At 39.4% G+C, this 21,346-nt stretch carries 20 protein-coding genes, 1 tRNA gene and 1 riboswitch; of the genes, 20 read left to right on the top strand and 1 reads right to left on the bottom strand.

Annotation, left to right across the window (positions count from 1 at the left end):
• The 3 genes from M5A78_RS17485 to M5A78_RS17475 form a co-directional block, all read left to right on the top strand.
• On the top strand, positions 1-90 hold a 90-nt coding region (locus tag M5A78_RS17485), incomplete at its 5' end, for an IS3 family transposase (protein ID WP_248736569.1).
• 152 nt (positions 91-242) lie between these two features.
• Positions 243-2,015 carry an excinuclease ABC subunit UvrC gene (uvrC, locus tag M5A78_RS17480; protein ID WP_248736565.1) on the top strand — a complete coding sequence of 591 codons (1,773 nt, stop codon included), beginning with the start codon at positions 243-245 and terminating at the stop codon, positions 2,013-2,015.
• A 70-nt stretch (positions 2,016-2,085) separates the two neighbouring features.
• A riboswitch (Lysine riboswitch) is annotated at positions 2,086-2,263 on the top strand.
• 117 nt (positions 2,264-2,380) lie between these two features.
• A complete protein-coding gene (locus tag M5A78_RS17475; RefSeq protein ID WP_248736564.1) occupies positions 2,381-3,598 on the top strand; it encodes an aspartate kinase in 1,218 nt (405 codons plus the stop codon).
• Positions 3,599-3,660: 62 nt separating this feature from the next.
• Here M5A78_RS17475 and M5A78_RS17470 read toward each other — a convergent pair whose 3' ends face one another.
• The gene (locus tag M5A78_RS17470) at positions 3,661-4,113 is read right to left on the bottom strand and encodes a YslB family protein (RefSeq protein WP_248736563.1); all 453 of its coding nucleotides are present in this window, start codon (positions 4,111-4,113) and stop codon (positions 3,661-3,663) included.
• Between the two features lie 534 nt (positions 4,114-4,647).
• Between M5A78_RS17470 and M5A78_RS17465 the strand changes: the two genes are divergently transcribed.
• The 17 genes from M5A78_RS17465 to lonB all read left to right on the top strand — a co-directional run bounded on the left by M5A78_RS17465 (position 4,648) and on the right by lonB (position 21,193).
• Positions 4,648-5,262, top strand: a complete 615-nt coding sequence (locus M5A78_RS17465) for a succinate dehydrogenase cytochrome b558 subunit (RefSeq protein WP_248736562.1) — start codon at positions 4,648-4,650, stop codon at positions 5,260-5,262.
• A gap of 53 nt (positions 5,263-5,315) precedes the next feature.
• Positions 5,316-7,067 carry a succinate dehydrogenase flavoprotein subunit gene (gene sdhA / locus M5A78_RS17460; protein ID WP_248736561.1) on the top strand — a complete coding sequence of 584 codons (1,752 nt, stop codon included), beginning with the start codon at positions 5,316-5,318 and terminating at the stop codon, positions 7,065-7,067.
• A 21-nt stretch (positions 7,068-7,088) separates the two neighbouring features.
• Positions 7,089-7,850 (top strand): succinate dehydrogenase iron-sulfur subunit, encoded by a 762-nt coding sequence (sdhB, locus tag M5A78_RS17455; RefSeq protein ID WP_248736560.1) that lies wholly within the window; start codon positions 7,089-7,091, stop codon positions 7,848-7,850.
• A gap of 224 nt (positions 7,851-8,074) precedes the next feature.
• Positions 8,075-8,650 (top strand): class D sortase, encoded by a 576-nt coding sequence (locus M5A78_RS17450; RefSeq protein ID WP_248736559.1) that lies wholly within the window; start codon positions 8,075-8,077, stop codon positions 8,648-8,650.
• Positions 8,651-8,753: 103 nt separating this feature from the next.
• Entirely contained in the window at positions 8,754-9,218 is a 465-nt protein-coding gene (locus M5A78_RS17445) for an acyl-CoA thioesterase (RefSeq protein ID WP_248736558.1), read from the top strand.
• Positions 9,219-9,355: 137 nt separating this feature from the next.
• On the top strand, positions 9,356-9,580 hold the full coding sequence (gene gerE / locus M5A78_RS17440; protein ID WP_007087335.1) for a spore germination transcription factor GerE: 225 nt from the start codon (positions 9,356-9,358) through the stop codon (positions 9,578-9,580).
• Between the two features lie 387 nt (positions 9,581-9,967).
• Positions 9,968-10,417, top strand: coding sequence for a MarR family winged helix-turn-helix transcriptional regulator (locus tag M5A78_RS17435; RefSeq protein ID WP_248736557.1), 450 nt, complete (start codon positions 9,968-9,970; stop codon positions 10,415-10,417).
• 114 nt (positions 10,418-10,531) lie between these two features.
• Positions 10,532-11,326, top strand: coding sequence for a glutamate racemase (racE, locus tag M5A78_RS17430; protein ID WP_248736556.1), 795 nt, complete (start codon positions 10,532-10,534; stop codon positions 11,324-11,326).
• A gap of 282 nt (positions 11,327-11,608) precedes the next feature.
• Positions 11,609-12,661 carry a GerMN domain-containing protein gene (locus tag M5A78_RS17425; protein WP_248736555.1) on the top strand — a complete coding sequence of 351 codons (1,053 nt, stop codon included), beginning with the start codon at positions 11,609-11,611 and terminating at the stop codon, positions 12,659-12,661.
• 139 nt (positions 12,662-12,800) lie between these two features.
• Positions 12,801-13,556: a ribonuclease PH gene (rph, locus tag M5A78_RS17420; RefSeq protein ID WP_248736554.1), complete on the top strand. Its 756-nt coding sequence runs from the start codon at positions 12,801-12,803 to the stop codon at positions 13,554-13,556.
• 12 nt (positions 13,557-13,568) lie between these two features.
• Positions 13,569-14,180, top strand: coding sequence for an XTP/dITP diphosphatase (locus M5A78_RS17415; RefSeq protein ID WP_248736553.1), 612 nt, complete (start codon positions 13,569-13,571; stop codon positions 14,178-14,180).
• Positions 14,177-14,695 (top strand): metallophosphoesterase family protein, encoded by a 519-nt coding sequence (locus tag M5A78_RS17410; RefSeq protein ID WP_248736552.1) that lies wholly within the window; start codon positions 14,177-14,179, stop codon positions 14,693-14,695. The genes M5A78_RS17415 and M5A78_RS17410 overlap by 4 nt, the downstream gene beginning before the upstream one ends.
• 105 nt (positions 14,696-14,800) lie before the next feature.
• Positions 14,801-14,877: transfer RNA gene (locus M5A78_RS17405), tRNA-Arg, on the top strand.
• A 233-nt stretch (positions 14,878-15,110) separates the two neighbouring features.
• Positions 15,111-16,136: a tetratricopeptide repeat protein gene (locus tag M5A78_RS17400; protein WP_248736551.1), complete on the top strand. Its 1,026-nt coding sequence runs from the start codon at positions 15,111-15,113 to the stop codon at positions 16,134-16,136.
• 170 nt (positions 16,137-16,306) lie between these two features.
• Complete coding sequence (tig, locus tag M5A78_RS17395; protein ID WP_248736550.1) at positions 16,307-17,584, top strand: trigger factor; 1,278 nt, start codon at positions 16,307-16,309, stop codon at positions 17,582-17,584.
• 431 nt (positions 17,585-18,015) lie between these two features.
• On the top strand, positions 18,016-19,275 hold the full coding sequence (gene clpX, locus M5A78_RS17390) for an ATP-dependent protease ATP-binding subunit ClpX (protein WP_248736549.1): 1,260 nt from the start codon (positions 18,016-18,018) through the stop codon (positions 19,273-19,275).
• Positions 19,276-19,525: 250 nt separating this feature from the next.
• Positions 19,526-21,193, top strand: a complete 1,668-nt coding sequence (lonB, locus tag M5A78_RS17385) for an ATP-dependent protease LonB (protein WP_248736548.1) — start codon at positions 19,526-19,528, stop codon at positions 21,191-21,193.
• The last annotated feature ends 153 nt before the right edge of the window (positions 21,194-21,346 follow it).

Below are 21,346 nucleotides of genomic sequence, written 5' to 3'. Positions count from 1 at the left end.
ATTCACTATTACAATAACAAACGAATAAAGGCAAAATTAAAAGACCTAAGCCCAGTAGAATACCGAACTCAGGTCCTCAAAGTAGCCTAAAATATTTGTCTAACTTTATTGGGTCAGATCAAATGGCTAAGGTTTTTTATTTTGACTATTATAATTTTTAGAACAAAACCTCCCACTTTCCTTTCTAAGCAGTTTGCTTTAAAATTTTAAAAGATAGATAAAGACGGATAGGAGTGGGCGGAGTGAATGAAACCATCAAACAAAAATTAACACTACTGCCTGATCAGCCTGGCTGCTACTTAATGAAGGATCGTCAAGGGACAATCATTTATGTGGGGAAAGCAAAGGTATTAAAGAACCGTGTTCGATCTTATTTTACCGGGTCGCACGATGGAAAGACCTTAAGGCTCGTCAACGAAATCGAAGACTTTGAATATATCGTGACTTCTACGAATATTGAAGCACTCTTACTTGAATTAAACCTAATCAAAAAATATGATCCAAAATACAATATCATGCTGAAGGATGACAAAAGCTACCCGTTTATCAAATTGACTGCTGAAAGACATCCAAAGCTTATCATCACGAGAAAAGTAAAAAAGGATAAAGGCAAATACTTTGGCCCCTACCCGAACGTCGGAGCGGCTAACGAAACAAAAAAGCTTCTTGACCGGATTTATCCGTTACGTAAATGCTCGACCCTTCCCGACCGCGTCTGCTTGTATTACCATTTAGGACAGTGCCTAGCACCATGTGTGAATGAAGTGGCCGAAGTGCAGTATAAGCAAATGACGGACGAGATTACCCGATTTTTAAATGGCGGGTATAAGGAGATAAAAAAAGAGCTTTCGGAAAAAATGACAGCGGCAGCTGAGGAGTTAGATTTCGAGCGGGCAAAGGAATTCCGTGATAAAATCACTCATATTGAAACTATTATGGAAAAACAAAAAATCACAATGACCGACTTTACCGACCGCGATGTATTTGGATACGCTGTCGACAAAGGCTGGATGTGTGTCCAAGTCTTTTTTGTCCGCCAAGGAAAGCTGATAGAGCGAGATGTTTCCATGTTTCCAATTTACAATGAACCAGAGGAAGAGATCTTGACGTTCCTCGGCCAATTTTATCAAAAGACAAATCACTTCAAGCCGAAGGAAATTCTCATTCAGGACGAAGTGGATTTGAACATGGCCGAACAATTGCTTGAAGTAAAAGTGATGCAGCCGCAGCGGGGGCAAAAAAAGGATCTCGTCAAAATGGCAATCAAAAATGCCAAAATAGCTTTATATGAAAAGTTTTCATTAATTGAAAAAGATGAGGATAGAACAATCAAGGCGGTAGAAACCCTTGGTGAGCTGTTAGGGATTTATACCCCACACAGGATTGAGTCATTTGATAACTCCAACATTCAAGGAACTGACCCTGTATCGGCAATGGTTGTTTTTATTGATGGCAAGGCAAACAAGCGGGAATACCGCAAATATAAAATCAAATCAGTTAAAGGCCCTGATGATTATGAATCAATGCGGGAAGTGACGAGAAGAAGATATTCCAGAGCTTTAAAGGAAAATCTGGCACTTCCGGATTTAATTATCATAGATGGTGGAAAAGGGCATGTGGAAGCAGTCAGGGATGTGTTGGAAAATGAACTTGGACTAGATATTCCGCTTTCGGGGCTTGTGAAGGATGAAAAACACCGAACATCGCAGCTCCTTTACGGTAATCCGTTGGAAATTGTCCCGCTAGCAAGGAACAGCCAGGAATTTTATTTACTGCAAAGGATTCAAGATGAGGTTCACCGCTTTGCGATTACCTTCCACCGTCAAATCCGTGGGAAAAGTGTCTTTCAATCGTTACTCGATGATATCCCTGGTATTGGGGAAAAGCGGAAAAAGCAATTGTTAAAGGAATTTGGCTCTGTTAAGAAAATGAAGGAAGCAACGTTTGAAGAATTTCGAGCCCTCGGAATTCCAACTAATGTCGCAGAAGAATTAATCAATAAACTTCGTTCATAGTATTGTTAGGAAAAAAAGAACATGCTATAATGAGTGAAAATTTAATTTACTATCACTTTTTACGTATTAAAGTGAAGGTAGAGGTGCGAGCTTCAAGAGTAGTGGTTCTGAGAAGGATGAGCTTCTGAGAAGAATCATGAAAGGGAAAGTTCGCCGAAGTAAAGAAGGTCTCATTTCTTTCTTTGCTGGTCTTGCATTGAATAAATGCCGGATTGTCAAGACGTTTGTCTTGGAGAGCTATCTTACATTGTGTGTACGAGAATTTATTTCTTCGTGTTCTTAAAGCAATGAGAGGCCCTTCTCATTGCTTTTTTGCATTTATGGGGAAAATTAAGAGTAACATTTGAAAGAAGGAGAAAACAACTATGGGGCTTATCGTACAAAAATTCGGGGGAACCTCCGTCGGCAGTGTAGAAAGAATTTTGAATGTGGCAGCATGTGTAAAAGAGGAGACGGAGAAAGGCAATAACGTCGTTGTCGTTGTTTCGGCAATGGGAAAATCGACGGATCAGCTAGTCGGCCTGGCAAAGGAAATTTCCTCACAGCCAAGCAAGCGGGAAATGGATATGCTCCTTTCGACAGGGGAACAGGTGACTATCGCACTATTGTCGATGGCCTTAAATCAACAAGGTCTTGATGCTGTTTCTTATACTGGCTGGCAGGCAGGAATCGTAACAGAACCCATCCACGGAAACGCCCGAATCACAAAAATCAACACAGAGGCCCTTCAAAGTCAGCTATCAAATGGTAAGATTGTCATTGTTGCGGGTTTCCAAGGAATAACAGAGGACGGTGAAATTACCACACTTGGCCGCGGTGGATCTGATACAACAGCGGTGGCCTTAGCAGCAGCACTGAAAGCTGATAAATGCGATATTTATACGGATGTGACCGGGGTGTTTACAACAGATCCAAGGTATGTCAAAGAGGCGCGCAAGTTATTATCTGTGTCCTATGATGAAATGCTCGAACTCGCCAATTTAGGTGCCGGTGTGCTCCACCCAAGAGCAGTGGAGTTTGCCAAAAACTATCAAGTCAGGCTCGAGGTTCGTTCAAGTATGGAAAAAATCGCAGGTACAGTCATAGAGGGGGAAGCAACTATGGAACAAAACCTAGTAGTACGCGGAGTGGCGTTTGAAGATGAAATAACGAAGGTTACCGTATTAGGATTAACCAATTCCTTAACAAGTTTATCAACAATTTTTACCACGCTCGCGCAAAATCAAATAAACGTTGATATTATCATACAAAGTACAACAGAAGCAGGAACAGCCAATTTGTCGTTCTCGATTCATACAGATAACTGGCTAGAAGCATTAAGTGTTCTAGAAAATAATAAACCAGTACTGGGTTACGAACAGCTGGACGCAGAAAATAAATTAGCAAAGGTGTCAATTGTTGGTTCAGGTATGATTTCCAATCCCGGAGTAGCCGCAAAAATGTTTGAAGTGTTGGCAAGTAATAACATTCCAATTAAAATGGTCAGCACATCAGAAATTAAAGTATCTGTTGTGATCGAAGAAAAAAATATGCTAAAAGCAGTTGAAGCACTGCACAAGGCATTTGAGCTTGGGGATAATTAGAAAAGGGTGTCAGGCACCGTCCGTTTGGACGGTGCCTGACACCCTAAAAAGGATAACCGTAATTAAATTTGGTCCTTGCTGTCCCATTTGACGGTGAACTGGACTTTGTTGGATTTTTTTACTGGATGCTCGAAGGTTTCTGCAATGACTTCTTTTTGAAGTTCGATTTGCTGGGCCAGGAAGCCCGCTTCAAGCTGGAAAAAGTGCTCTGCTTTTGACTTTACCCGGGAAACAATCAAAGGACTTGCTAGTTCAAATTCAATTTCGCTTTTCGTTTCTTTTTTTATTTCAAGCTGTCCCCAAGAAGCATTAGCGAAAAATTCAATGACTTTATCATAATCGGTTAAAGGAAATTTCCGGGCGAGGCGTTTTCCAGCCCAATATAAAATTTCGGGAGAATCTTTCCCTAGAATCTCAGGCAAAAGGATTTCCCTGATTAATTCGTATCCGAATATGGATATGGTTCTTGGCTCCCCAGTATTCAAAGTTTGATCAACGTCTGTACTTTCTTTCACAAGATTCCCCTCTTTCTATCATTCTATTATATACAAATTAAGTTGAGTTTCAGTACATTTCCCCAGAAAAAACAATTGATAATGTATTTTTAATTATTTTGCAATACCATATCTTTTTTACCATCATAATTATCTTATCCTTTTAAGGAAAAATTTTTTACCGTAAGATATTGGTAATTAAAATGTAAGAATCATGATGATTAACAGAAAAATCCAGTTAAAGGAAAGAGGGGGAGGCCCCTTCTATTACAATATCAATATATTTTAAAAATTTTATTAATTACCAAAGAATTGTGTATCCGTTTTCTTGACGCTCTATGATGATGGGAGTAAAATGAACATGTCACATTATTGTCACAGTGGTGCTAGAAATTCTTTCAAGGGGAATAATGAAAACTTGCCAATTGCTAGTTCGAATCAGGTTCATAAGGCATTGTTGAATTATCAATTCAGAATTTATGAATAGTAAATTCTGATAAGTTAAAAGGGGAAGAAACTTAACACCATTTTTTAAAAACTAAGGGGGGTAAAATTATGGCGGGTAATCGAGAGTTTTTTAACCGGAGATTGCATTCGTTGCTAGGGGTTATTCCTATTGGGGTATTTCTGACGCAGCACCTTGTAGTCAACCATTTTGTCACAGGAGGACCAGATTCCTTTGAAAAGGCTGCGGCTTTTATGGGAAATCTTCCATTCCGGATTGTCCTTGAAACTGTAATTATTTATTTACCAATGCTTTTTCATGCAATTTATGGACTTTATATTGTTTTTACCGCTAAAAGCAATGTCAAAAATTTTGGTTTTTTCAGGAACTGGTTGTACGTGATTCAGCGGATAACAGGCGTCATCACGCTTATTTTTATAGCTTGGCACGTATGGCAGACGCGTGTAGCTGATGCACTAGGCACGGCAGATGTTTCTTATGAAATGATGCATAATATTCTTTCATCACCAGTCATGTTCGTTTTCTATCTTGTGGGTATCCTTTCAGCAATTTTCCATTTTGCCAATGGGTTATGGTCATTCTTAGTAAGTTGGGGTATTACTGTGTCACCACGTTCACAAGTGATTTCTACATATGTGACAATTGGTATTTTCGTTATTCTATCAATTGTTGGAATTCAAACACTGATCGCATTTGTTTCTTAACTATTTTTTGATCGGAAAAATAAGGTATTTTGGATTAAGGGAGTGAGTCACGAATGAGTAAGGGTAAAGTGATTGTAGTCGGTGGCGGCTTAGCCGGCTTAATGGCTACCATCAAGGTTGCAGAATCAGGAACACCAGTAGAACTATTTTCTTTAGTTCCGGTAAAACGTTCTCACTCTGTTTGTGCCCAAGGTGGTATTAATGGAGCAGTAAATACAAAGGGTGAAGGGGATTCCCCATGGATTCACTTTGACGATACGATTTATGGCGGAGATTTCTTGGCGAATCAGCCGCCAGTTAAGGCAATGTGCGATGCAGCACCTGGTATTATCAATTTATTTGACCGGATGGGAGTTATGTTTAACCGGACTCCGGAAGGATTACTAGACTTCCGCCGTTTTGGAGGGACACAGCATCACCGTACCGCTTTTGCTGGTGCCACGACAGGTCAGCAGCTACTTTATGCACTTGATGAACAAGTTCGCCGCCATGAAGTCGACGGATTGGTTACCAAGTATGAAGGCTGGGAGTTTTTGGGCTCGGTTATCGATGACGATGGTGTATGCCGTGGTGTTGTTGTTCAGGACTTAAAAACAATGGAAATCAGGTCATTTGCAGCAGATGCTGTTATATTGGCAACAGGCGGCCCTGGGATTATTTTTGGAAAGTCAACAAACTCAGTTATTAACACAGGTTCTGCAGCCTCTATTGTATATCAACAAGGTGCTCATTATGCAAATGGCGAAATGATTCAGATTCATCCAACTGCTATTCCTGGTGATGATAAACTACGCTTAATGAGTGAATCAGCGCGGGGTGAGGGCGGACGTATTTGGACATATAAAGATGGAAAACCATGGTACTTCCTAGAAGAAAAATACCCTGCATATGGAAACCTTGTACCACGTGATATTGCCACACGTGAAATTTTTGATGTTTGCGTTTCGCGGAAGCTAGGTATTAATGGTGAAAACATGGTATTCCTTGATTTATCCCATAAGGACCCACATGAATTAGATGTAAAACTTGGCGGAATTATCGAGATTTATGAAAAATTCATGGGTGATAATCCACGCAAAGTGCCAATGAAAATATTCCCTGCTGTTCACTATTCAATGGGTGGACTTTGGGTTGATTATGAGCAAATGACGAATATCCCTGGACTATTCGCTGCTGGTGAATGTGATTACTCCCAGCATGGTGCTAACCGTCTCGGTGCAAACTCCTTGCTTTCAGCTGTTTTCGGTGGAATGGTGGCAGGACCAAACGCTGTTAAATATATCGGTGGACTTGAAAAGAGCTCTGATGCTGTTTCTTCTTCTGTTTTTGACCGTCATATTAAAGAACAGGAAGATAAATGGAATTCAATTATGTCATTAAATGGTTCCGAAAATGCCTATGTACTACACAAAGAGCTTGGGGAATGGATGACAGATAACGTAACAGTTGTCCGCTACAATGACAAGTTATTAAAAACGGATGAAAAAATCCAAGAACTATTAGAACGTTACCAAAACATCAATATTAATGATACATCTAAATGGAGCAACCAAGGGGCAGCATTCACACGTCAATTACAAAATATGCTGCAATTAGCCCGTGTTATTACAATTGGCGCTTACAATCGTAATGAAAGCCGCGGTGCTCATTATAAGCCTGACTTCCCTAAACGTAATGATGCGGAATTCTTAAAAACAACTATGGCAAAATTTGTAGATTCTAAATCGGCGCCGGAATTCCATTATGCAGAAGTCGATATCTCGCTACTCAAGCCGCGTGAGCGCGATTACACTAAAAAGCATTAAAAGAAAGGGGAGTAGGAAAGAATGTCTGAAAAGAAAACAGTGAAATTTATCATAGCACGTCAGGATACCCCAGACTCTGCTCCTTATGAGGAGACATTCGAGATTCCATACCGTCCAAATATGAACGTGATTTCGGCGTTAATGGAAATTCGTAAAAATCCTGTAACGGATAAGGGACAAGATACAACCCCAATTACATGGGAAATGAACTGTCTTGAAGAGGTTTGTGGTGCTTGTTCAATGGTTATCAACGGTAAGCCACGTCAATCTTGTTCGGCACTTGTTGATCAATTGGAGCAGCCAATCCGCCTCGAGCCTATGCGAACATTCCCTGTTGTCCGTGACCTTCAGGTTGACCGCAGCAGGATGTTTGATTCCTTAAAGAAAGTAAAAGCATGGATTCCAATTGACGGAACGTATGATTTAGGACCTGGGCCACGTATGCCTGAGAAAAAACGTCAATGGGCCTATGAACTTTCAAAATGTATGACTTGTGGTGTTTGTTTAGAGGCATGCCCGAATGTAAACAGTAAAACAAACTTTATGGGTCCGGCGATCTTTAACCAAGTTCGCTTATTTAATGCCCATCCAACGGGTGAAATGAATAAAGCAGAACGTTTAAATGCCTTTATGGACGACGGTGGAATGCAGGGCTGTGGGAATTCTCAAAACTGCGTCCAATCATGTCCAAAAGGGATTCCAATTACCACTTCCATCGCAGCAGTTAACCGTGATGCTACCATGCAAGCATTTAGAAACTTCTTTGGAAGTGACCACGATTAATTAGAAAAGCGCAAGCTTTCTTTGCTCGGGGCTGGAGCTGGACAATTCTCAAAGTGAAAATTTTATTCTTTCTTTATAAGTAAAGAAAAACCTTCTTTTCTAAATCGGAAAAGAAGGTTTTTCGCATCTTTGAAACGAATTTTATGCATAACCATTTTAATCATTTATTATTCGTTTGGTATACTTGGAGCTATTAAGTCCCTTGAAAAGGAAGGTTTTCAAAGTTGAAATCAAAGTTTCCGCTGTTGATTATTTTAATTGGACTTATTCTAATGGGAATCGGTGCCTGGCAATTTGTAAATGTAAAAATGCAAACAAAGTCATCACTGGAAAAAGCAAAGGAAATCATTTCAGAGCAATCAGTGGATGCTTCTTCTAAAAGAAATGAGAATAGCCCTCCTCCAAGTGTAGGAGATATTGTTGGTCTATTAACAATCCCGAAAATTAAAGCGGAATTGGCTATCGTCGAAGGAACAGACCCGGATGATCTAGAAAAGGGCGTTGGCCATTATAAAGGTTCCTACTTCCCTGGCGATAAAGGGCAAATTGTCTTATCTGGCCATCGGGACACGGTATTCCGACGACTAGGAGAGTTGGAAATCGGTGATTCACTAATGCTGCAAATGCCCTATGGAAATTTCACTTATGAAATCACTCATACGAAAATTGTAAAAGCGAATGATACGAGTATTATTACCTTGCAAAATAATGAAGAAGAATTAATTGTATCGACCTGTTATCCATTTCGTTATGTAGGTAATGCCCCAAAACGTTATATCATTTACGCGAAAGCTAAGTAATTCATTTTTTCAGGAACTCCTTCCGTTCTGAAATAGTTTTAAAATTTTGTGAAAAAAACTATAATAAATGAATAACTATTCAGAACTTAAGGAGATTACCATAATGGGAAAAGCAAATTACATAGACGACTTTCATCAGTGGGAACAGGGGTTTGTGTTTTGTCATCTTGTAAAGGTGCGTTTTTCTGAAACAGATATGTTTGGCCATTTGAACAATACCGTTCCGTTTATTTATTTTGAAGAGGCGAGAATAGAATTTTTTAAATCGATTGGATTTATGCAGGATTGGCTGCGGTCGGATAATGAAACGATTCCTGTTGTGGCAGATCTTCAATGTGATTTTTTGCAACAAATTTTTTACAATGAGCAACTTAAGGTTTATGTTAAGGCGCACACTGTTGGGAATTCCTCTGTTGACCTTCACTATATGGCGAAAAGAGAAGATGGAAGCATCGGGTTTATTGGTAGGGGGACAATGGTGCAAATTTCAAAAAAGACTGGAAAAGGAGTTCCTTGGACAGTGGAAATGAAAAATCTTCTCCTTCATCAAGAAAAAGTTGGTATATAATTCATATTTTTTTTTATAATCGTTCTCCGTTAAGTAATTATAGTCACTCCAATTGCATCCTTCACATATGATATGGTGACTAAATATATACCCACCCCACGGTTCATTACTGGCGAAGGCAAGGAGGGTTACAATACTTGAAGGAGAATGATTATAATCACAAGCCATTACTCACCAAACGTGAAAGAGAAGTATTCGAACTGTTAGTACAAGACAAAACAACGAAAGAAATCGCTGGTGAATTATTTATAAGCGAAAAAACGGTTCGGAACCACATTTCAAATGCCATGCAAAAGCTTGGTGTCAAGGGGCGTTCACAAGCAGTTGTAGAGCTCCTTCGAATGGGAGAGCTAGAACTTTAAAGATGACCGGCTTTCCTATTTGGGGAGGCCGGTTCATATTTTATGAAAAAATAGGTTTAATGAAATAAGTTATTCTCGTGCCTAAATTGTTTGGAGGTTATTTTGGTGCCAATATATGAAATACGAGGTAAACTGATTTTCATTTTTTGGAGACCATTTTGTATTTTAATATAAAATTATTTCCCTGTGCATTTCTCTTTTATCATCATCAACACTATCGAAATTAATATTTTTTTTTATACAGTCTTTTCAATAAGTTTCAACTTGAAATTTTAGTGAAAAAAGTAGAAAATAAGGACAAGCTTTATGACATTAATTGTGGAATAAAGGCTTTGTTTTTTATTATACAAGTTTTGAGGAGAAGCCTATTTTAGGGGTGTATGAAGGATGAAACTCGAAAATTCACAAAGAGTGAATAGAGACATAGTAGCTAATATCGAAAAGGATTTACGTTACATTTCCGGAATTATCAAACAAAAAGGAAGAGAGATGTTGAGTAATTATAAGATTACTCCGCCGCAGTTTGTTGCCTTACAATGGCTGTTTGAAGATGGAGACATGACGATTGGTGAACTATCCAACAAAATGTATTTGGCCTGCAGCACAACTACTGATCTAGTTGACCGAATGGAGAAAAATCAGCTCGTTGTGAGGGTTAAGGATTCTAGCGATCGTCGTGTGGTGAGAATACACTTGCTTGAAGAAGGCAAACGAATCATTGATGAGGTTATTCAGAAGCGACAACAATATTTAGAGGAAGTGTTAGTCAATTTCTCAACAGAAGAAATTGAACTTCTTCAAAGCAGCATGATGAAGCTCCATCAAGAAATGCGTTAACTGAAAACGTGCCGGTTGGCTAGATAGTTAGGACAGTTCATAAGGCGTAGTTGAATTAAGAAGTTCAGAATTTATTGATAGAAATTCTGATTAGCTAAAAATGAGGCGAGATGTTTGAAGCAACCAATTGGTGTAATAGATTCTGGGGTAGGTGGATTAACCGTTGCCAAAGAGGTCATGAGGCAGCTGCCAAATGAGAAAATTATTTATTTGGGAGATACCGCACGATGTCCCTACGGACCACGGACTTCGAAGGAAGTAAAAAGATTCACCTGGGAACTAACTACTTTTTTACTAGAAAAAAATATTAAGATGCTGGTTATTGCCTGTAACACGGCGACGGCAGCTGCACTGGATGATATTCGCAAGGAGTTATCCATCCCTGTCATAGGTGTAATTAATCCAGGAGCTCGGGCGGCAATCAAACGAACAAAGAACTATCGGGTAGGAATTATTGGTACTGAAGGAACAGTTAAAAGCGGTGCTTATGAAAAAGCTTTAAAGTCGCTAAATAGCCGGCTCTATATAACAAGCCATGCCTGTCCAAAGTTTGTTCCTCTTGTAGAGAGTAGCGAGTATGACGGACCGATTGCCGAAAGAATTGTCGATGAAGCCTTAAAACCGCTGCTGAATCAAAATCTGGATACGCTTATTTTGGGCTGTACCCATTATCCATTACTTGAACCCCTAATAAAAGATGTAATGGGTGATTCCGTCAATGTGATTAGTTCAGGGGATGAAACTGCACGGGAGATAAGTGCCATTCTACAATATAACGGTCTGCTTGAAACAAGTGAAATTGAGCCGGAGCATGAATTTTACACAACGGGTTCGCGGCGGATATTTGCCAAAATAGCCTCTCAGTGGCTCGGAATCCCAATCAACAATGTAAAAATGATAAAACTATAACGACCAGGAGCCCCCTACAAAATCAGGGGCTCTTTTTGTGCTAATCAAAGCGATGATGTCCACCGCACGCGCACATTTGTCCGCGAGTGGTGCCTGACACCATAGTGAAACCTGACGCCCATAATGTGACACCAAAGTGAAACCCATAGAAGCGCCCCGTAAAATGCCCTTCATTTAAATGAAAAAATTTAAATTATGTTCTTTTTTTCTTTCTTAAGGCGGTCTATTTTTCTACAAGGCTCGTATACATGATAGTACAAACTGTCTTAGGGGGGAATTTATGTGTCTAAAAATAAAGCAAAAATCCTTGGGGTGACTGTGCTTTCTTCAACAGTACTGCTATCTGGCTGCGGCTTGTTTGGGACGGAAACAAAAAAGAAAATTGATCCGCCAAAAACGGTAACTGTTGGAGATAAAAATGCAAGTAAGGAATCAGATGCAAAAGATAAAGGTAAAGTTGAAAACACGGTAAAAACAGAACTTTATCTCGTTGATAAAAATGGCTATGTGGTCCCACAAACACTAAATCTGCCGAAAACAAATTCAGTTGCCACACAAGCACTTAAATATTTAGTAGCTAATGGTCCAGTCACAAACATGCTTCCTAATGATTTTAGAGCAGTCTTACCTGAGGACACAGAGCTAAGTGTTGATATAAATAAAGAGGGGGTCGCAACTGTTAATTTCTCAAAGGAATTTAAAAATTATGAGCCTAAGGATGAGATGAAAATTCTCCAATCAGTTACATGGACATTGACTCAATTTAATAATGTAAATTCGGTAAAGCTTAAAATGAATGGTCATGACCTGACTGAAATGCCAGTCAATGGAACCCCTATTAGTGAAAATCAATCAAGGGCATCCGGTATTAATTTTGATACAACAGATGTTGTTGATCTTACGAATACAAAACCTGTAACCGTATACTACATTGGCGGCACTGAGGGCTCCTATTACTATGTCCCTGTTACTCGCAGGGTTAGTAACAATGAAAAGAATAATATTATTGCCGTTGTCAATGAATTGGTGAAGGGTCCTAGTGGAAAATCCAACCTGGTTTCTGAGTTTATGTCTGATGTAAAGTTGCTTGAGGCACCTAAATATGAGGATGGAAAGGTTACGTTGAACTTTAATAACAATATTTTTGGAAGCTTTGAGGAAAAAGAAATTTCGCAGTCCTTATTGGATGCACTTGTACTATCATTAACTGAGCAAAAAGGTATTGAAAAAGTCGCTGTTCAAGTAAACGGTAAAGCAGATATTAAGAATGATAAGGGTAAAAAACTATCGGAACCAGTAACTCGTCCTGAAAAAGTCAATACAGGTAGTTTTTAAAAAATAATTTTTGTTATACTATATAGTGACAATGAATGAGGTTGGCTTGAAGGCCACCTCTTCTTTATTTGATTTGGTAGTAGGGTTCAGATTCTTAGTGCCAATCGAAAAATAAACAGTAATTGAAGGAGGAAGTTTTGTGCGTGTTGATGGAAGAGAGCCCTTACAGCTAAGACCCATACATATTGAAACGAATTATTTAATGCATCCAGAAGGTTCTGTCCTTATTTCTGTAGGTAATACAAAGGTGATTTGTACTGCCAGCATAGAAGAAAGAGTTCCTCCTTTTATGAGAGGCGAAGGCAAGGGCTGGATTACTGCCGAGTACTCGATGTTGCCAAGAGCAACAGAAACAAGAAATATTCGCGAATCCTCGAAAGGAAAAGTTTCCGGCCGTACAATGGAAATCCAGCGTTTAATTGGCCGTGCACTTAGGGCAATTGTCGACCTTGGTGCGATTGGCGAAAGAACAGTTTGGATTGATTGTGATGTTATCCAAGCTGATGGCGGAACACGGACTGCCTCCATTACTGGTGCGTTTGTCGCAATGGCGCTAGCGTTAAATTCATTAGCGGAGAAAAAGTCATTTTCGAAGTTCCCAATAATCGATTATTTAGCGGCAACTAGTGTTGGAATTTTGCAAAATAACCAAACTGTTTTAGATTTAAACTATGCTGAAGATTCGAAGGCTCAAGTTGATATGAATGTAGTCATGACAGGTAATGGCGAGTTTGTTGAACTGCAGGGAACAGGTGAGGAATCTACTTTTTCCTATGATCAGCTTCAAGGCCTGTTACATGCGGCCCAGGAAGGGCTTATGGAATTATTTGAACAACAAAAAGCAGCACTTGGTGCGGAAATAACCAAAAAAATCGAAAGTAGACGAAAGAAATAAGAGGCGATTAGTATGAAAGAAGTTATTATTGCTACTAAGAATCCAGGAAAAGCTAAAGAATTTGAGGAAATTTTTGCAAGCAGGGGAATTGAGGTTCGAACCTTGCTTGATTTTCCAGAAATTCCAGATGTAGAAGAATCAGGTTCCACCTTTGAGGAAAATGCCGTTCTGAAAGCAGAGGCTATCTCCCAAGCACTTAACAAAATGGTCATTGGTGATGATTCCGGCCTAATGGTTAAAGCCCTTGAAGGAAGGCCAGGCATTTATTCAGCACGTTATGCAGGCGAGCCGAAAAATGATCAAAAAAATACGGATAAAGTCCTTTCCGAATTGAAAGACGTTCCTGAGGCGGAGAGAACAGCGCGGTTCTACTGTGCGCTAGCAGTAGCTGTCCCGGGCCAAGAAACGATGACGGTGTCAGGCACCTGTGAGGGTCGGATTCTTGAAGAGCGAAGAGGTTCAAATGGGTTTGGCTATGATCCAGTCTTTTATGTGCCGGAACAAGGTGTCGCCATGGCTGAACTATCTTCGGATGAGAAACACAAAATTAGTCATCGTGCGAATGCGCTTAAGAAGCTTGATGTGGTACTTGATTCAATTTTAAAGAGATCTGAGCAGCCATGAGCAAGGTATTAATCGTCAGTGATAGTCATGGATTGACGAAGGAACTCGAGGTTCTAAGGGAAAGGCATATAAACGAAGTGGACATGATGATTCATTGCGGTGATTCCCAGCTAACGCCGGATGATAAATCCATTTCTGGTTATTTGACTGTAATGGGAAATTGTGATTTCAGCGGCGGGTATCCATTAGAGACGATTTCTGAGGTTTCTGGTCGGAAGTTCTTTATTACCCATGGACATCGTTATTCTGTGAAAACTTCATTGATGAATCTAAAATATAGGGCGCAGGAAGTGAATGCGGATGTCGTCTGCTTCGGTCATTCTCACATCTTGAGTGCGGAAGTAATAGATGATACCTTATTTTTAAATCCCGGCAGCATCCGCCTGCCACGAGAGCCCATGGAAAAAACATATGTGATTCTTGATTTGCTTGAGGAAAAAATAAAACTGTCTGTGTTTGAAATGAATGGGAAGGAAATGGCAGAGTTGGCCCGTGAATTTACTTTGCCAAAGTGAAGGGGGGAAATATCTCCCCCTTCTTCTTGAAAAAAATGAACAAATAACTGTTGACTTTTAGATATTAGGATAATATAATAAATCTTGTCTTCGATAACTGCATACGTCCCAGTAGCTCAGCTGGATAGAGCAACGCCCTTCTAAGGCGTGGGTCGGGAGTTCGAATCTCTCCTGGGACGCCATACTACATACTAAACCATTAACCTCACTTTTAAAGTGAGGTTTTTTTGTTTTTTTGATCTCGCCTTTCAGGGTGAGTTTTTTTTGACCGATAGGAAAGTATAACTTTCTATCAGGCATAAGTGCAACTACGCCTCTGTCTTCGCCCTTAGGGGCTCGCCAATCGGCGAGTTTTCTTTATCCTTTTTTTATGCTAAACTATTTTTCAACGACAAGCCGAAGGACGGTTTTTTTTATGAAGAAACGGGAGCAAGCGAAGAGAAAAGATAATGTCATCTTTTTTCCCGGAATTGAAAAGAGATTAACAGCAAAAGGCTTAGAAAGCCTCCATAATAAAAAATTTAACGAAGCCATAAATCTGTTGGAAGAAGCAAAAGAACTAGACCCAGATAATGACGATATATTAATCGGGCTTGTATTTGCTTATTTTGAAGTATCTTCTTTTAAAAAAGCAAAATTACTGGCAAATGAAATGCTCTTAAAAGGAATTGGTGACTATTTTCAAATGGTGGATTTATATTTAACGGTGCTGATTCAGCTGCATGAGTATCAAGAAATCGTCTCGACCATTGAAGCTTTATTAGATGAGAAAGAAATTCCTCCAGAAAAACATGATCATTTCATTACCATTCTACAATTCAGCCGGCGGATGGCCGAGAATCGCCAACAAGACGTAACTGAAACAGTGCCAGAAGAAAGCACTGTTAAACAGTTAAATCTTTTTGAAATCGATAATCTAAATGATCAAATGCTGATTGTTGCTAGTTTGGCTGAAAAAAATATCCGCCCCTATGTCGAAGAAATTGCTGAATATTTGAAAGTAGACGGAGGGCATCCATTTCTCAAAACGATGCTGCTAACACTTTTACAGGAGCAAGAAATTGAGCGGGAATTAGTAGTCAGGAAATTTTCGATGGAAGAAAAGGTGATTCCAACGCAGCTGCCAGAGGTTAACTTGCAGCCAAGAATGATAAAGGTAAAAGAATTATTAGCAAACGGATTGGAAAGTGACAATCCAGTCCTGTTTGAAAATACAGTCGGAATGATAGAACGGATTTTTTTTATCAGCTATCCTTTCGAGCTTGAGCCGGAAAGTTCTGCTGCTTGGGCTGGTGCTTTCCACCTACTTGCACAAGAATACATGGGATTAGATCCGAAAATCGGTAAAATCGCAAGTGAATATGCTGTTCACCCGAAAGAAATTGGTCAGGCGATTGTAAAAATCGAGGAAATAGAGAAAATTTCTTATCCTAATATATAGGCTTCGCTGTTGAAAGAAAACAAACCTATGATATAATGTAGGGGTTGCATTGTGTAAAAAACTATATTTTACATTTAAAAAATGGAAATAGTGCTTGGTGGACAAGTCATTTTCCGACTCTAAATTCGTTACGAATGAAATGAGAATAGATTTGTTGGAGGGAAAAAGGTATGACAGCAAAATGGGAAAAGTTAGAAGGAAACCGCGGTGTCCTTACAGTTGAAGTAAGTGCGGACCAAGTTAGCAAAGGTTTAGACGAGGCATTCCAAAAAGTTGTAAAGCAAGTAAGCGTACCAGGCTTCCGTAAAGGAAAAATGCCACGGGGAATGTTTGAAAAGCGCTTCGGTGTAGAATCACTTTATCAAGATGCATTAGATATTCTTCTTCCAGAAGCATACGGAAATGCAATTGATGAAGCAGGTATCGAGCCAATTGACCGACCTGATATCGACATTGAGCAAATGGAAAAAGGCAAAGACCTTATCTTCAAAGCAACGGTTCAGGTTAAGCCAGAAGTGAAATTAGGCGAATACAAAGGCTTAGAAGTGGAAGACCTTGATACAACTGTTACGGACGAAGACGTTGCAAACGAATTAAAAACTCTTCAAGAGCGTCAAGCAGAGCTTGTTGTTAAAGAAGAAGGCACTGCCGTAAACGGTGATACTGTTGTTTTAGACTTTGAAGGCTTTGTTGATGGTGAAGCGTTCGAAGGTGGAAAAGCTGAAAACCACTCACTTGAACTTGGTTCAGGCTCATTCATCCCAGGCTTTGAAGAACAATTAGTAGGTCTAGCTGCTGGCGAATCTAAAGATGTGGAAGTAACATTCCCTGAAGAATACCATGCTGCTGAGCTTGCTGGTAAACTAGCAGTTTTCAAAGTAACGGTTCATGAAATTAAAGGAAAAGAACTTCCTGAAATAGATGACGAGTTTGCAAAAGATGTTGACGATGAAGTCGAAACATTAGACGCGCTTAAAGAGAAAATCAAAACTCGTTTAGAAGACAGTAAAAAGCATGAAGCTGAGCACCACCTACGTGACACAGTAGTAGAAACAGCTGCTGCAAACGCTGAAGTGGAAGTTCCAGAAGTGATGGTTGATACTGAAGTTAACCGTATGCTTCAAGAATTCGAACAACGCCTGCAAATGCAAGGTATGAACCTTGAACTTTACTTCCAATTCTCTGGTCAAGATGAAAATGCACTTCGCGGACAAATGAAGGAAGAAGCTCAAAATCGCGTAAAAATGAACTTAACATTAGAAGCGATTGCAAAAGCTGAAAACCTTGAAATAACGGACGAAGAAGTTAACGTTGAGCTTGAAAAAATGGCTGGTATGTACAACATGACTGTTGACAGCATTAAACAAGCGCTTGGCGGTTTAGAAGGAATTAAAGCAGATCTTCTTCTTAAAAAAGCAGTAGACTTTCTTGTTGAAAACAAGAAATAATTTTAAATAATGCAAGGCACGATTTTTGATCGTGCCTTGTTTTATACATTTTTTCTATTACATATTATAATAAGCAAAGGGAAACCTTTTTAATGTCTAGCTCCAACGTCTGGGCATCCGGTTTTTTTAAACAATGGACAGGAAAACAAGCAATCAACAGCGAATAAATAATTTCCATACAGGTTTTAGATTTATTTTTAAAAATTATGGTTAAAATTAATGAGTACATAAGTTTTTTTAACATGACTTACACAAACCAAAAATGAGTAATGTAAAACATAATGTGTAAAGCTTTTTATTTCCAGTCCATTGGCTTAATGTGTTACAATGCAAAATACATACTATTGAATTGTTAGAAAAAGACTCGGATTTTGTTTGTGTGAATCGCGGCTTTAATTATGAGTTTTAACACGTTTTAAGGGGTGAAAGGTTTGTTTAAATTTAATGATGAAAAAGGACAATTAAAATGTTCCTTCTGTGGTAAAACACAGGATCAAGTTCGTAAATTAGTTGCCGGGCCGGGTGTTTATATATGTGATGAATGTATCGAGCTTTGCACAGAAATCGTTGAGGAAGAGCTTGGAACGGAAGAAGAAGTAGAATTTAAAGACGTTCCAAAGCCAAAGGAAATCTGTGAAATTCTTAATGAATATGTCATCGGCCAAGACCAGGCAAAAAAATCACTGTCTGTAGCGGTTTATAATCACTACAAGCGCATCAATTCCAACAGTAAAATTGATGATGTTGAGCTTTCAAAAAGTAATATTTGTATGATTGGACCAACTGGTAGTGGTAAGACTTTATTGGCGCAAACATTGGCTCGTATCTTGAATGTACCATTCGCGATTGCCGATGCTACCTCCCTTACTGAAGCAGGCTATGTTGGGGAAGACGTTGAAAACATTTTATTAAAATTAATTCAAGCTGCTGACTATGATGTGGAAAAAGCAGAAAAAGGGATTATTTATATTGATGAAATTGATAAAATTGCCCGTAAATCAGAAAATCCTTCGATTACAAGAGATGTTTCTGGTGAAGGCGTGCAGCAGGCATTATTAAAAATTCTTGAAGGTACGGTGGCTAGTGTTCCACCTCAAGGCGGACGGAAACATCCACATCAAGAGTTTATTCAAATCGATACAACCAATATTTTATTTATCTGTGGTGGAGCATTTGACGGTATTGAGCCGATTATCAAGCGCCGCTTAGGCCAAAAAGTAATTGGCTTTGGATCTGATTTAAAACAGCCAGAAATTGGACAAAAAGAGCTACTTTCAAAAGTATTGCCTGAGGACTTACTTCGTTTTGGATTAATTCCAGAATTTATCGGCCGTCTTCCGGTAATCGCTAGCCTTGAACAGTTAGATGAAGTGGCATTGATTGAGATTTTAACAAAGCCGAAAAATGCGCTTGTTAAACAATATCAAAAAATGCTTGAAATCGACGATGTTGAGCTGGAATTTGAAGATGGTGCACTTGTGGAGATTGCTAAAAAGGCGATTGAAAGAAAAACGGGCGCCCGTGGTTTACGTTCGATTATTGAGGGAATCATGTTGGATGTCATGTTTGATCTTCCATCTCGCGAGGACATCACCAAGTGTATCATTACAAAAGATACAGTTATCGAAAATAGTGTTCCGAAGCTTGTTTTAGAAGATGGAACAGTTATCGCTGAAGAAAAATCTGCCTAAAATGTATGAAACCTAGCTTATAGCTGGGTTTTTTTTTTGAGAAAATGTTTAATTTGCCAATACTACTTAAAAAATAGCAGAAACATTTTAAAAACGGCCAAAATCGATTGCAAAATAGCCCAAATGATAATTAAGTATCCGAACCATCATTCCCTTGATAATTAGTTTTTACAGTTTGTGGTTTATTCCGTCAACCTGCAGGAAATACTTATTAATATATATTGAGTCTTTAGTTGCAGGAGGGAAATGTATGAGTTGGACGGGGATTGCCTTATTTATACAGTTGTTTTTCGGAATTATCATTGGGCTGTATTTTTGGAATTTGCTGAGGAATCAGCGTACACAAAAAGTGTCCATTGATCGGGAATCCCGGAAGGAAATGGAGCAGCTTCGTAAAATGAGATCCATTTCATTAACAGAACCATTGGCCGAAAAAGTTCGCCCTACAAGCTTTCTGGATATTGTTGGTCAAGAAGATGGAATAAAATCATTAAAAGCAGCTTTGTGCGGACCAAATCCACAACATGTGATCATTTATGGACCACCTGGAATTGGTAAAACAGCAGCTGCACGACTTGTTTTGGAGGAAGCAAAAAAGAATCAAAAATCACCATTTAAACCGGCATCTGTTTTTATCGAATTAGATGCCACAACCGCAAGATTTGACGAAAGAGGGATTGCCGACCCATTAATTGGATCTGTCCATGACCCGATTTATCAGGGGGCAGGGGCGATGGGCCAGGCGGGTATCCCGCAGCCAAAACAGGGAGCAGTTACAAATGCTCATGGCGGTGTCCTTTTTATCGATGAAATTGGTGAATTGCATCCGATTCAAATGAACAAGCTGTTAAAAGTATTAGAGGATCGAAAGGTATTCCTCGAAAGTGCCTATTATCATGAGGAAAATAACCAAATCCCGACGCATATTCATGATATATTTAAAAATGGCCTTCCCGCTGATTTCCGCTTAATTGGGGCAACGACGAGAACACCGAGTGAAATTCCTCCAGCCATTCGTTCCCGCTGTATGGAGGTTTTCTTTCGGGATTTAACCCAGGATGAAATTGTGAAAGTGGCAAAAAAAGCGGCTGAAAAAGTAAAACTGCAAATAAATGATACAGGCGTTAATACCTTATCTACATATGCACGAAATGGCCGTGAGACAGTCAATATGATTCAAATCGCTGCTGGACTTGCGATTACCGAAGACCGAGCTTATATCAAAGACGAAGATATCGAGTGGGTGATCCATTCCAGTCAGATGACCCCTCGGATGGAACGAAAAATCAATGATATATCTCATATAGGTCTTGTAAATGGCCTAGCTGTTTATGGACCGAATTCCGGAGCCCTTCTTGAAATTGAAGTGACCGTAATTCCGGCAAAGGAAAAAGGTTCGATTAATATTACTGGAATTGTGGAAGAAGAAAGCATTGGCAGCCAAGGAAAGTCGATTCGACGAAAAAGTATGGCGCGCGGTTCGATTGAAAATGTGATTACCGTTTTACGGTCGATGGGTGTACCAGCGAATGACTATGACATCCATGTTAATTTTCCAGGTGGGGTTCCAATTGACGGTCCTTCAGCGGGAATCGCCATGGCGACAGGGATTTACTCCGCTATATACAAAATTCCGGTTGATAACACGGTTGCGATGACGGGCGAAATTAGTATTCATGGAAATGTGAAACCAATCGGCGGCGTCTATCCGAAAGTAAAGGCTGCTCGGAAGGCAGGAGTGCAAACAGTCATTATTCCAGAAGAAAATATGCAAACCATTTTAAATGAAATCGATGGAATTCATATTGTTCCAGTAACCCATCTTCATGAGGTATTTGAAATTGCGCTTGTCAATGCCTATGGCAAGACGGAAGCTATTCCAGCTTCGATAGAGCTTTCCAAAAAAGAAACGATTTAATAGTGAACTTCGGTTTTTGGTTCAGCTGCCAAACCGAAGTCTTTTTTTTGCGTAATTTTAAAAAAGAAATATTTGCAAAGATTTGTTGGGAGAAAATTTAGTTCAAATGGAGAAAATAAAGTTATATTGATAAAGGGATATTCTAAAAATAGA

The organism is Neobacillus rhizosphaerae (assembly GCF_937468385.1).
GTDB classification, from domain to species: domain Bacteria; phylum Bacillota; class Bacilli; order Bacillales; family Cytobacillaceae; genus Neobacillus; species Neobacillus rhizosphaerae.
This window is presented reverse-complemented; position numbering and strand designations above follow the sequence as displayed.